General features: G+C 62.0%; 8 protein-coding genes and 1 pseudogene. 8 read left to right on the forward strand and 1 reads right to left on the reverse strand.

Annotated elements, in window-relative coordinates; genetic code table 11:
* Positions 1 to 62: 62 nt before the first annotated feature.
* The 7 genes and pseudogenes from yqhD to PG881_RS10415 all read left to right on the forward strand — a co-directional run bounded on the left by yqhD (position 63) and on the right by PG881_RS10415 (position 10215).
* Entirely contained in the window at positions 63 to 1226 is a 1164-nt protein-coding gene (gene yqhD, locus PG881_RS10385; protein ID WP_026080327.1) for an alcohol dehydrogenase, read from the forward strand.
* Between the two features lie 507 nt (positions 1227 to 1733).
* A complete protein-coding gene (gene pntA, locus PG881_RS10390) occupies positions 1734 to 3260 on the forward strand; it encodes a Re/Si-specific NAD(P)(+) transhydrogenase subunit alpha (RefSeq protein WP_011707743.1) in 1527 nt (508 codons plus the stop codon).
* A gap of 11 nt (positions 3261 to 3271) precedes the next feature.
* Positions 3272 to 4756, forward strand: a complete 1485-nt coding sequence (gene pntB / locus PG881_RS10395) for a Re/Si-specific NAD(P)(+) transhydrogenase subunit beta (protein ID WP_270799808.1) — start codon at positions 3272 to 3274, stop codon at positions 4754 to 4756.
* Between the two features lie 95 nt (positions 4757 to 4851).
* Positions 4852 to 5604, forward strand: a complete 753-nt coding sequence (locus tag PG881_RS10400) for a substrate-binding periplasmic protein (protein WP_139704952.1) — start codon at positions 4852 to 4854, stop codon at positions 5602 to 5604.
* Between the two features lie 311 nt (positions 5605 to 5915).
* Positions 5916 to 7224, forward strand: a pseudogene (locus PG881_RS10405) (L-cysteine desulfidase family protein).
* Between the two features lie 165 nt (positions 7225 to 7389).
* Entirely contained in the window at positions 7390 to 8790 is a 1401-nt protein-coding gene (locus PG881_RS10410) for an L-cystine transporter (RefSeq protein WP_011707739.1), read from the forward strand.
* A gap of 96 nt (positions 8791 to 8886) precedes the next feature.
* Positions 8887 to 10215, forward strand: coding sequence for a CoA-disulfide reductase (locus PG881_RS10415; RefSeq protein WP_269384572.1), 1329 nt, complete (start codon positions 8887 to 8889; stop codon positions 10213 to 10215).
* Positions 10216 to 10358: 143 nt separating this feature from the next.
* Here PG881_RS10415 and PG881_RS10420 read toward each other — a convergent pair whose 3' ends face one another.
* Positions 10359 to 11114: an outer membrane protein assembly factor BamD gene (locus PG881_RS10420; RefSeq protein ID WP_270799814.1), complete on the reverse strand. Its 756-nt coding sequence runs from the start codon at positions 11112 to 11114 to the stop codon at positions 10359 to 10361.
* 117 nt (positions 11115 to 11231) lie between these two features.
* On the opposite strand from PG881_RS10420, the gene rluD reads away from it, so the two are divergent.
* Positions 11232 to 12212 carry a 23S rRNA pseudouridine(1911/1915/1917) synthase RluD gene (rluD, locus tag PG881_RS10425; protein ID WP_011707736.1) on the forward strand — a complete coding sequence of 327 codons (981 nt, stop codon included), beginning with the start codon at positions 11232 to 11234 and terminating at the stop codon, positions 12210 to 12212.
* Positions 12213 to 12330: the final 118 nt, after the last annotated feature.

Here is a 12330-nt window from a genome sequence, read left to right on the forward strand (position 1 = left end):
TGGAGAAAAATGCAATCACATTTTTGCGGCCAGGCCGCCAGATACTCACAAAGGCAATGTCGATGAACAACTTTACCCTGCATACCCCGACCAAGATCCTGTTCGGCAAGGGCCAGGTCGCCCAGCTGCGTGAACAGCTGCCGCGCGATGCCCGCATCCTCATCACCTACGGCGGCGGCAGCGTGGTGCGCAGCGGCCTGCTGGCCCAGATCCGCAGCGAGCTGGCCGGCATGACCCTGTTTGAATTCGGTGGCATCGAGCCCAACCCCACCTATGAAACCCTGATGGGGGCGGTCGAGCTGGCCCGCGCCGAGCGGGTCGACTTCCTGCTGGCCGTCGGCGGCGGCTCCGTGCTCGACGGCACCAAGTTCATCGCCGCGGCCGCCCACTATGATCCGGCCCGGGATCCCTGGCACATCCTCGAGACCGTGGGCAACGAAGTGCGCTCCGCCATCCCGCTCGGCGCCGTGCTGACCCTGCCTGCCACCGGTTCCGAGATGAACATGGGCGCCGTGGTGACCCGTCGCAGCAGCGGCGACAAGGTGCACTTCTTCTCGCCGTTCGTGATGCCACGCTTCGCCGTGCTCGATCCTGTGCTGACCTACACCCTGCCGGCCCGTCAGGTGGCCAACGGGGTGGTGGATGCCTTCATCCACATCCTGGAGCAGTACCTCACCTATCCGGTCAACGCCAAGGTGCAGGATCGCTTCGCCGAAGGTCTGCTGCTGACCCTGCTGGAAGAGGGCCCCAAGGCGCTGGTGGAACCGGAAAACTACGAGGTGCGCGCCAACATCATGTGGAGCGCCACCCTGGCGCTGAACGGCCTGATCGGGGCCGGTGTACCGCAGGACTGGGCGACCCACATGCTGGGCCACGAGATCACCGCCCTGCACGGCCTTGACCACGCCCAGACCCTGGCGGTGGTGCTGCCGGCCCTGCTGCAGGCCAAGCGCCAGCAGAAACACGCCAAGCTGCTGCAATACGCCGAGCGGGTGTGGGACCTGCGCAGCGGCAGTGAAGCGGAGCGCATCGATGGCGCCATCGCCGCCACCCGCGACTTCTTCGAGCGGATGGGGGTCAAGACCCGGCTGCGGGATTACGGCGTGGCGGACGCAGGAATTGATACCCTGCTCGGCAAGCTGGCGGAACACGGCATGACCGCCATCGGCGAGCACGGCGATATCGACCTGGTGCAGAGCCAGCATATTTATGAGGCGGCCTGGTAAGCGGGGCGCACTGGCCCGTCACCATCGAAACGATTAAATAGCAGGGGCCGGATCCGCTCATTTGGCGGGTAGCCGGCCCCTTGTCTGTTACAAAACAGTTACTTTTTTCGTTTTCGGCCCGATATCTGTGATCCGTGCGGATTTCGTAAGAACAAAAAGCGCTAAGATAGAGGGCCGGTAAAACATTTTTTTTGACTGGTTGGATCACTTTTTCCAGCGCTTTTTACTGGTATAAGTCGCTAATTTGGTTTGTTTTTTTAAATCATGGTCCGGGACGGGCTGAATTCTGTACGCGCCCCGCCGGGACTGCGGTTGTAATAAAACTCCAAAATTTGATACTAATCACCTTCGCGCCTGAAAAGCGGGGGCCTGGCCATGACAGGAGGTTGAGGTAAAGCCTACTGATTTTCATAACAAAGGGCCCGTGACCTGCACTTTGGTCATGTCTTGTTTCGCCAGAAATGCGACACTGGGCAGCGATTGTTTATTAACCATCAGGGAATAGTCATGCAGATTGGAATACCGAGAGAGAGTCTCGCCGGTGAGACCCGGGTCGCAGCGACCCCGGCCACCGTTGAGCAGCTGAAAAAGCTCGGCTTCGAGGTCGCCATCGAGGCCGGTGCCGGCCTGCTGGCCAGCTTCGATGATGCCGCCTTCGAGGCTGCCGGTGCCAGCGTGGTGCCGAGCGTCTGGCAAGCCGACCTCATCTTCAAGGTCAATGCGCCGACCGATGCCGAGATCGCACAAATTAAAGATGGTGCCACCCTGGTGAGCTTCATCTGGCCTGCCCAGAACCCTGAGCTGGTCAAGAAGCTGTCCGCGCGCAACATCAATGTGATGGCGATGGACATGGTGCCGCGGATCTCCCGTGCCCAGTCCCTCGATGCCCTCTCCTCCATGGCCAACATCGGTGGCTATCGTGCCGTGGTGGAAGCCGCGCACCAGTTTGGTCGCTTCTTCACCGGCCAAATCACCGCAGCCGGCAAGGTGCCGCCCGCCAAGGTACTGGTGATCGGTGCCGGCGTAGCCGGTCTGGCCGCCATCGGTACTGCCGGTTCCCTCGGTGCCATCGTGCGTGCGTTCGATACCCGTCTGGAAGTGGCCGAGCAGATCGAGTCCATGGGTGGCGAGTTCCTCAAGCTGGACTTCGGTGGCGAGGATGGCTCCTCCTCCGACGGTTACGCCAAGGTGATGAGCGAAGAGTTCATCGCGGCCGAGATGGCGCTGTTTGCCCAGCAAGCCAAGGAAGTGGACATCATCATCACTACCGCCCTGATCCCGGGCAAGCCGGCACCCAAGCTGATCACCAAAGAGATGGTGGACAGCATGAAGCCGGGCTCGGTGATCGTGGACATGGCTGCCCAGGCTGGCGGCAACTGCGAATACACAGTGCCGGGTGAACTGCATGTCACCGGCAACGGCGTCAAGGTGATCGGTTACACCGATCTGCCGGGCCGCCTGCCTGCCCAATCCTCCCAGCTTTACGGTACCAACCTGGTCAACCTGATGAAGCTGATGTGCAAGGAGAAGGACGGCAACGTCGCCATCAACTTCGAAGACGTGGTGCAGCGCAACATGACGGTGATCCAGGCCGGTGAAGTGACCTTCCCGCCGCCCGCCATCTCGGTCTCTGCCGCCCCGCAAAAACCGGCTGCCGCCAAACCGGCCGCCAAGAAGGAAGCGGCCAAGCCCTCCAACAAGAAGTTCGTGTTCGGTGCCCTCGGCATCGCCGCCTTCGGTTGGGTTGCTGCCGTGGCGCCTGCGGCGTTCCTCTCCCACTTCACCGTATTCATCCTGGCCTGTGTGGTCGGTTACTACGTGGTGTGGAACGTCTCTCACGCCCTGCACACGCCGCTGATGTCGGTCACCAATGCCATCTCCGGCATTATCGTGGTCGGTGCCCTGCTGCAGATTGGGCAAGGGTCGACCCTGGTCACCGCATTGGCCTTCGTCGCCGTGCTGATTGCCAGTATCAACATCTTCGGCGGCTTCACCGTCACTCAGCGCATGCTGAAGATGTTCCGTAAGGATTAAGGGGGTTTAACGTGTCTCAAGGACTGGTAACAGCATCCTATATCGTTGCCGCCGTGCTCTTCATCCTCAGTCTCGCGGGACTGTCGAAGCAAGAGACGGCCAAGCATGGCAACCTGTTCGGTATCGCGGGGATGGCCATCGCCCTGCTCGCGACCGTGTTCAACCCGGAAACCAGTGGCGTTCACTGGATCATTCTGGCCATGGTGATCGGCGGTGCCATCGGCGTGCGTCTGGCGCTGAAGGTCGAGATGACCGAGATGCCAGAGCTGGTGGCCGTGCTGCACAGCTTCGTGGGTATGGCGGCCGTGCTGGTGGGCTTCAACAGCTTCATCGATCTGCACCCCTCCGCGCCTGCTGAAGTGGTCGTGTCCGTCGGTTCCAACCTGGATGCCACCCTGGCAGCCGCCCGTGCGGCGTTCGAGCAGGCGGCAAGCATAGCCCAGGTCGAGCACCTCTCCGGCGCCATGCTGAACATCCACCTGGTCGAGATCTTCCTCGGCGTCTTCATCGGTGCGGTGACCTTCACCGGTTCCGTGGTGGCGTTTGGCAAGCTGCGTGGCCTCATCTCCTCCAAGCCGCTGATGCTGCCGCACCGCCACAAGCTGAACCTGCTGGCCGTGGTCGCCTCGCTGGCGCTGATGGTCTACTTCGTCAACGCGGGTGGCTCTACCTTTGCCCTGCTGGTGATGACCCTGATCGCCTTCGCCTTCGGCTGGCACCTGGTGGCCTCCATCGGTGGCGCCGACATGCCGGTAGTGGTTTCCATGCTGAACTCCTACTCCGGTTGGGCGGCAGCGGCGGCGGGCTTCATGCTCTCCAATGACCTGCTGATCGTGGTGGGTGCGCTGGTGGGTTCCTCCGGTGCGATCCTCTCCTACATCATGTGCAAGGCGATGAACCGCTCCTTCATCTCGGTGATTGCCGGTGGCTTCGGCTCCGATGGCGTGGCCTCCACGGCTGACCAGGAGATGGGCGAATACCGCGAAACCAGCGCCGAGGAAGTGGCTGACCTGCTGAAGAATTCCAGCTCCGTCATCATCACCCCGGGCTACGGTATGGCGGTGGCGCAGGCTCAGTATCCGGTTGCCGAGATCACCCAGAAGCTGCGTGACCGCGGCGTCAAGGTGCGCTTCGGTATCCACCCGGTTGCCGGTCGTCTGCCTGGCCACATGAACGTGCTGCTGGCGGAAGCGAAAGTCCCGTATGACATAGTTCTGGAAATGGACGAGATCAACGAAGACTTCAGCGATACCGATACCGTGCTGGTGATCGGTGCCAACGACACCGTCAACCCGGCTGCGATGGAAGATCCGGGCAGCCCCATCGCCGGTATGCCGGTGCTGGAAGTGTGGAAGGCGCAGAACGTCATCGGCTTCAAGCGCTCCATGAACACTGGCTATGCCGGTGTGCAGAACCCGCTGTTCTTCAAGGAGAACACCCAGATGCTGTTTGGCGATGCCAAGGCCAGCGTCGAGGCTATCCTGAAAGCGCTGTAAGCGCCGGAGAGGAAAGCAAAAAGGAGGCTCCGGCCTCCTTTTTTATTACTCACTTTTTGGTATATCCTCAGCCAATACACAGAGGAGATCACTGCATGGTGTGGCGTAAAGGATGGATCCTGCTTTGCCTCTGGTGGGGGTGGGCGGCACAGGCGAGCGAGCCACCGACCCTGACCCTGCTGACCGAGCTGTGGCCGCCCTATGTGATGCGGCTCGATGACGGCAGCCTGGGCGGTGCCGATCTGGAGCTGGCCCGCACCGTGCTCAAGCGGATGGGTTACCAGACCACGGTCAAGGTACTGCCCTGGAAGCGGGTGCTGCAGGAGGCCAGGCTCCAGCGCGGTGATGCCATCGTCGATGCCTTCTTCGAAGAGCGTCGGCTGGAGTGGTTGCACTATCCGGATGAACCCCTCTCCCAGAGCGGGGAGGTGCTCTTCTTCCCGCTCGCCAGACCCGTCGACTTCCAGGGGCTGGTCAGCCTCAAGGGGCTGCGTATTGGTACCCAGACCGACTACGCCTACGGCGAGGAGTTCCTCACCTCGGCCCTGTTTACCCGGGTGGCCATGACCGGGGAGAGCAACATGATCAAGCAGTTGCACCTGATGATGGCGGGGCGGCTCGATGGGGTCGTGATGAATCAGATGGTGGGCCGTTACCTGCTCAAGGGGCAGGGGCTGCAGGATCAGGTCGGCCACAGCGAAAAACGGGTGAGCGAGAGTAACCGCAATTTCCTCGCCTTTACCCATAGGCCTGGCAATGAACGGCTGGCCTATCAGTTCTCCCTCGCCCTCAAGGCCTTCAAACAGACCCCCGAATATCAATCCCTGCTGACCCGTTACGGGCTCTGACTTTCCCCACTGTCGGCTGAACCTGGTCGGCAGCGACCTGCCGTGCGCTTGTTCACATTTTGTGGCACTTCACCGCCAGTTGGGCATAATGCCTGCGCAAAAAGCGAAGCGGTTCAAATTTATTTGAGTCCTATTGCTTTAGAGTTACCAAAAGTTGATCGGATGGCCCAACGACTCAGGCGGTCCCGATCATCGGCTCGGCCCTCGACCGGCTGCAGCCGACCCGGCATCTCCCGCCATACTGGTTATATGTCGCTCCGCCATTGTGGAGCGGACAGCACAATGACAAGCCCGCATCGGGCGCCGTGAACATGAGACACATCGCAATGAAAGCACAATGGACCGACTTTATTACCCTGCTCAAGCGTGAAGTGGTGCCGGCCCTTGGCTGCACCGAGCCCATGTCGGTGGCGCTGGCGGCGGCCAACTGCCGCAAGCTGCTGGGGCAGGTGCCGACCCGCGTCAGCGTCTGGGTCAGCGGCAATCTGTTCAAGAACGGCATGGGGGTCGGCGTGCCGGGTACCGGCATGATAGGTCTGCCGGTGGCGGCCGCCGTCGGCATCACCGGCGGCAACCCGGATGCCGGGCTGGAGGTGCTCAAGACTCTCACGCCGGATCAGGTGGAAGCCGCCAAGGCGCTACTGCCCGCCATCAAGGTGGATGTGAAGGACGTGCCGGACGTGCTCTACGCCGAGGTGCTGGCTGAGGTGGAGGGGCACAGCGCCCGGGTGGTGATCTGTACCGATCATACCCGCATCATCCTGATGGAGCGTGACGGCGAGGTGCTGATGGCGCAGGACAGCGCCCCCGGCGTGCAGATCCAGGCCGCCCCTTCCAGCAAGCCCACCATGACCCTGCGCGAGATTGTCGATTTTGCCCTGCAGGTGCCGCTGGCCGAGATCGACTTCATCCGCGAGGCGGCCACCATGAACCAGGCGCTGGCGGATGAAGGGCTGCAGGGATATGGCCTGCGCATCGGCAAGATCCTCACCGAGCAGGTGGAGCGCAAGCTGCTCTCCGATGACCTGATGACCCTGGCCATGCGCTTGTCGTCCGCCGCCTCCGATGCGCGGATGGATGGCAGCCATGCTGCCCGCCATGTCCAACTCGGGCTCCGGCAACCAGGGCATTGCCGCTACCATGCCGGTGGTGGCGGCCGCGCGCTTCCTCCAGGCGAGTGACGAGCAGCTGACCCGGGCGCTGGTGATGAGCCACCTAGTGGCCATCTACATCAAGACTTACCAGAACAAGCTGTCGGCCCTCTGTGCCGCCAGCACCGCCGCCATGGGGGCGGGGGCCGCCATCACCTGGCTGCTGGGCGGCCAGTTCGAGCAAATTAGTCACTGTATCAACAACATGATCGGCGACGTTTCCGGTATCATCTGCGACGGCGCGGGCAGCGCCTGTTCCATGAAGGTCTCTACCTCCACCTCGGCGGCGGTCAAATCGTCGCTGATGGCCATCAACAACCTGCACGTGCCCCAGAGTGAAGGCATCGTCTCCGACGATGTGGATCAGACCATCGCTAACCTGGGTCGCCTCTCCAAACAGGGGATGCTGGATACCGATATCGAGATCATCAACATCATGCGGGCCAAGCAACAAGGCAAGGCCGAGTGATGCAAGAGGGTGGCGCAGGCCACCCTCCGTTTTTCTGCCTGTTGACGCCACCCCGGCCACACCGGGGGGCGGGCCGCCACGATGCGGCGCGTTTCAGGGGAGAGTGCGCACTGGGCACTCGCCCGTACACCTCGGGCCCGGCCCGATCATTTGGGGAATATCGTCATGACTCTTAGCGTTATAGGTAATCTGGCCATCCTGGTCATGTTGCTGCTGTTTCTCTATCGGTTGCAGCAAACCCACGTCAGCTTCACCCGCCGGGTCTTCTCGGGGCTGGGGCTGGGCATCCTGTTTGGCGCCGCCCTGCAGCTGCTCTACGGCGCCGGCTCCGACGTGCTGGTACAGACCGGCGACTACCTGGACATCGTCGGCAGCGGCTACGTGAAGCTGCTGCAGATGATCATCACGCCGCTCATCATGGTCTCCATCATCGGGGCCATCCTCAAGCTCAACGGCGGCACCGCACTCGGCAAAATCAGCGCCATGACCATAGGCGTGCTGATCTTCACCACCATGATCGCCGCCGGGGCGGGCATCCTGATGTCCAACCTGTTCGGCCTGACCGCCGAGGGGCTCACCGCAGGCGCCGCCGAGACCGCTCGTGGCGCGGCCCTGCAGACCACCCTCGGCAGCGTCGAGAGCATGTCCTTTGCCAAGATGGTGCTGGAGTTCATCCCGGCCAACCCCTTCCTCGACATGACGGGCGCGCGCAAGACTTCCACTATCGCCGTGGTGATTTTCTCCATCTTCATCGGTTTGTCGGCCACCGGCATCGCCCGCAAGAAGCCGGAGATCTTCGCGAGTTTCGGTCACTTCATGCAGGTTGCCCACGTCATCGTGATGCGGATGGTGACCCTGGTGCTGCGCCTCACCCCCTACGGCGTGCTGGCGCTGATGACCAAGGTGGTGTCCGGCTCCAACTATGCCGATATCCTCAATCTGCTTAGCTTCGTCATGGCCTCCTACGGCGCCATCGCCATCATGTTTGCGGTGCACCTGCTGCTGGTGAGCCTGGTGGGCATCAACCCGGCTCGCTATCTGAAGAAGATCATGCCGGTGCTGGCCTTTGCCTTCACCTCCCGGACCAGTGCGGGCTCCATCCCGATGAACGTGCAGACCCAGACCAAGGCGCTCGGCATTCCGGAGGGGATCGCCAACTTCGCCGCCTCGTTCGGTTCGACCATCGGCCAGAACGGCTGCGCCGGCATCTATCCGGCCATGTTGGCGGTGATGATTGCGCCGACCGTGGGGGTCAACCCCATGGATCCGGGCTTCATCATGACCCTGATCGCCATCATCACCGTCAGCTCGTTCGGGGTGGCCGGCATTGGCGGCGGCGCCACCTTCGCCGCCTTGATCGTGCTCTCCGCGCTGGACTTCCCGGTGGCGCTGGCCGGTCTGCTCATCTCCATCGAGCCGCTGATCGACATGGGCCGTACCGCCCTCAACGTCTCCGGCTCCATCACCGCGGGCACGGTCACCAGCCGTCTGCTGGGGGAGACCGACATGGCGGTGTTCAACAGCGAGCACGAGGTGTGTCTGGACGGTGAAGAGTCCACCATCTGATCCGCCAGTCCGGGGGAGTCGACCCCTGCCCCGGCGAGCAACCAATGAAGAGAGCGGGGAGGGCATGCCCTCCCCGTTGCATGGAAAGGAGCGAGTATGAGAATCCTGATCATCGGTGGCGAAGCCGCCGGCATGAGTGCGGCCGCCAAGGCGCGCCGGCTGGCCAAAGAGGCCGAGATAGTGGTGTATGAGGCATCCGAGGTGATCTCCTTCGGTGCCTGCGGTCTGCCCTACTTCGTTGGCGACGAGTTTCAGGAACCCGGCTACATGGCCGAGTTCACCCCGGAGCAGTTCGCCGCCAAGGGGATCGAGGTCAAGACCGGCCACCGGGTGCTGGGCCTGGATGCCGCCGCGCAGACGCTGACAGTGGAGCACAAGGGCGATACCTTCACCGATCGCTACGATCGGCTGATGATCGCCACCGGCGCCCGCGAAGTGATGCCCCCCATCCCCGGCCTGCAGCAGGAAGGGGTATTCGGCCTGCGCCGGATGGCCGACGGGCTGGCCCTCAAGGCCGCCGTGCAGGACAAGGCCAACAGCCGTGCCCTGGTGATCGGTTCCGGCTTTATCGGGCTGGAAGTGGTGGAGGCGCTGGTGCATCAGGGTAAAGAGGTGCGTCTCATCGAGCTGGCGGACCGGGTCATTCCAGAGGCGTTTGACGAGGAGATCACCCAGCATATCGAGACCGAGCTGCGTGAGCAGGGAGTCTCCCTTCATCTTGGCGAGCGAGTTGAAGCGCTGCTGGGAGAGGGCCGGGTGACCGGCGTGCGTACCAGCCATGGCGAGTACGAGGCCGACATCGTGGTGGTCTGCACCGGGGTCAAACCCAATACCGAGTTCCTGGCCGATACCGGCATTGAGCTGCTCGGCAACGGCGCCATCAAGGTGGACCGGCAGGGGCGCAGCTCGCTGGCCAACGTCTGGTCGGCCGGCGACTGTGCCAGCGTCTGGCACGGCGTCAAGCAGCAGCAGGTCTATGTGCCGCTCGCCACCATCGCCAACAAGTTGGGCCGCATGGTGGGGGAAAACCTGGCCGGTGCCGAGCAGGAGTTCCCGGGCACTCTGGGTTCTGCCGCGCTCAAGGTGCTGGGGCTGGAGGCGGGCCGTACCGGTCTCTCCGAGCAGGAGGCCAAGGCGATGGGCATCGATTACCGCACCGTGGTGATCAAGGACAAGTGCCACACCAACTACTGCCCGGGCCAGTCCGACATTCACGTCAAGCTGGTCTATGAGGCAGGCAGCAAGCGGCTGCTGGGGGGCCAGATCCTCGGTCGCAAGGGGGCGGTACACCGCATCGACGCGCTGGCGGTCGCCATCACCATGGGGGTGACCACCGAGCAGCTCGGCATGCTGGACTTTGCCTATGCGCCGCCCTTCTCCCGCACCTGGGATGTGCTCAACGTGGCGGGCAACGTCGCCAAGTAACGCACGGCATGACGGCGTGGCTGATGTGCGCCGTCTCTCCCTATGCCACCGGCACGGGGGGATAAAGGGGCATGTCGTTCATGAACGGCGCCCATAAAAAAACCGGAGCCAGTGGCTCCGGTTTTTCATTGCGTTGCTGCGAGTCAGCCGCTGCCGAGACGATTGTCCGGGTAGTTCTTGGCCAGCACTTCGCGGGCATGCTGGGCCAGGGTCGGCATCTTCAGGCTGTCGTAGGAGTTGATCATGATCTCCAGCGCCTTCTCGGTTTCGGCCGTGTCGGGATAGGTCTCGACGATCAGCTTGGCGCGGTTGGCGGCGGCGATCAGCGCATCACGCTTCACGTAGTACTCGGCCACGCTCAGGTCGTAACGGGCAAGCCGGTTCTTCAGACCGATCATGCGGGCACGGGCATCGGCGGCATAGACGCTGTTGGGATAGTTCTGCAACAGGGTCTTGAAATCCTGGAAGGCCTGACGGGCATAGGAGGGGTCTTTGTCGTCCCGATTGATGCCCAGGAAGTCCTGGAAGAAGTTGTAATCGCCGGCCATGTTGGTCAGACCGCGCATGTAGAATACGTAGTCGATATTTTTATGCGCCGGATTGAGGCGGATAAAACGGTCAATATTGGCGATCGCCTGGGCGGTATCATCCTGCTTGTAATAGGCGTAAATGAGGTCGAGCTGAACCTGGTTGGAGTAGGCGCCGAAAGGATAGCGCGAGTCCAAAGCTTCCAGTAACTCGATAGCATTCAGGTAGTTACCGGCATCCAGCTTGAGGCGTGCTTTCTGGTACAGGGTCTCCGGCGGTTCGTCCGGTACCTTGGGTTTGGTGCTGGAACAGCCTGTGATCAAGGTAGCGACCAAGGCGAGCGACATCAGCAGGTGAGACTTCTTTCCCATCAACAACATCCGGTCCATTTCCACGAAATTGGCAAAGTATCCGTTATGCTTGGCTAAAAGAAAAGCTAGAATACCCGGATTATTTCGAATTGATACCCCCCGCTCAAGAGACCATACATGAGCCAGCATATTGAACTGACAGGCGAATTCCAGGATCACCAATTCGGGCAGCGACTCGACCAGGCCCTGGCCGAATTGTTTCCAGACTACTCCCGCACCCGCATCAAGGAGTGGATTTTACAGGACAGAGTGACCCTGGATGGTCAGGTTGCCAATACCCCGCGCGAGAAAGTGCTGGCCGGGCAGAAGGTACATGTGGATGTCGAGCTGGCAGACGACACCCGTTGGGATGCCCAGAATATTGAGCTCAACATCGTCTATGAAGATGAACACATTCTGGTGATCGACAAGCCGGCCGGTCTGGTGGTCCACCCGGGTGCCGGCACGCCGGATGGCACCATTCTCAACGCCCTGCTGCACCGTTACCCCGCCATCGCCGAGGTGCCTCGCGCCGGTATCGTGCACCGTCTGGATAAAGATACCACGGGTCTGATGGTGGTCGCCAAGACCATCCCGGCCCAGACCCACCTGGTGGAAGCGCTGCAGGCGCGCCAGATCACCCGTGAGTACGAAGCCATCGCCATCGGTCACATGACCGCCGGTGGCACCGTCGATGCCCCCATCGGCCGTCACCCGACCCAGCGTACCCACATGGCCGTGGTGCCCAATGGGCGCGAGTCCGTCACCCACTACCGGGTGCACGAGAAGTTCCGTGGCCATACCCGTCTGCGGCTGCGACTGGAAACCGGTCGTACCCACCAGATCCGTGTCCACATGGCCCACATCAAGCATCCGCTGGTGGGGGATCCCGCTTACGGTGGCCGTCTGCGTCTGCTGCGCAACGCCACCCCCGAGCTGACCGAGGCCCTGCGTGGCTTCCATCGTCAGGCACTGCACGCCACCATGCTGAAGCTGGCGCACCCCATCACGGGTGAAGTGATGGAATGGCACTCCCCTACGCCGCAGGACATGCTGGACCTGATGGAAGTGCTGCGGGCGGATACCCTGGCCAATCCGGACGATTTAGTCTGGAACTGATGAGCTGATGGCAGTGCTGCACACCAAGATCACCCCGGCCAATCCGGATTATCTGGTCTGGAATTGATGAGCTGATGGAAGTGCTGCACATCAGGATCACCCTGGCCAATCCGGACGA

It is taken from the genome of Aeromonas sp. QDB54 (genome assembly GCF_027707385.1).
Taxonomy (GTDB): domain Bacteria; phylum Pseudomonadota; class Gammaproteobacteria; order Enterobacterales; family Aeromonadaceae; genus Aeromonas; species Aeromonas hydrophila.

Bases quoted from the DNA above. Each gene is read 5' to 3' on its own strand.
- yqhD (WP_026080327.1), top strand. From the start codon at position 63: ATGAACAACTTTACCCTGCATACCCCGACCAAGATCCTGTTCGGCAAG.
- pntA (WP_011707743.1), top strand. From the start codon at position 1,734: ATGCAGATTGGAATACCGAGAGAGAGTCTCGCCGGTGAGACCCGGGTC.
- PG881_RS10400 (WP_139704952.1), top strand. From the start codon at position 4,852: ATGGTGTGGCGTAAAGGATGGATCCTGCTTTGCCTCTGGTGGGGGTGG.
- PG881_RS10410 (WP_011707739.1), top strand. From the start codon at position 7,390: ATGACTCTTAGCGTTATAGGTAATCTGGCCATCCTGGTCATGTTGCTG.
- PG881_RS10415 (WP_269384572.1), top strand. From the start codon at position 8,887: ATGAGAATCCTGATCATCGGTGGCGAAGCCGCCGGCATGAGTGCGGCC.
- PG881_RS10420 (WP_270799814.1), bottom strand. From the start codon at position 11,114: ATGGGAAAGAAGTCTCACCTGCTGATGTCGCTCGCCTTGGTCGCTACC.
- rluD (WP_011707736.1), top strand. From the start codon at position 11,232: ATGAGCCAGCATATTGAACTGACAGGCGAATTCCAGGATCACCAATTC.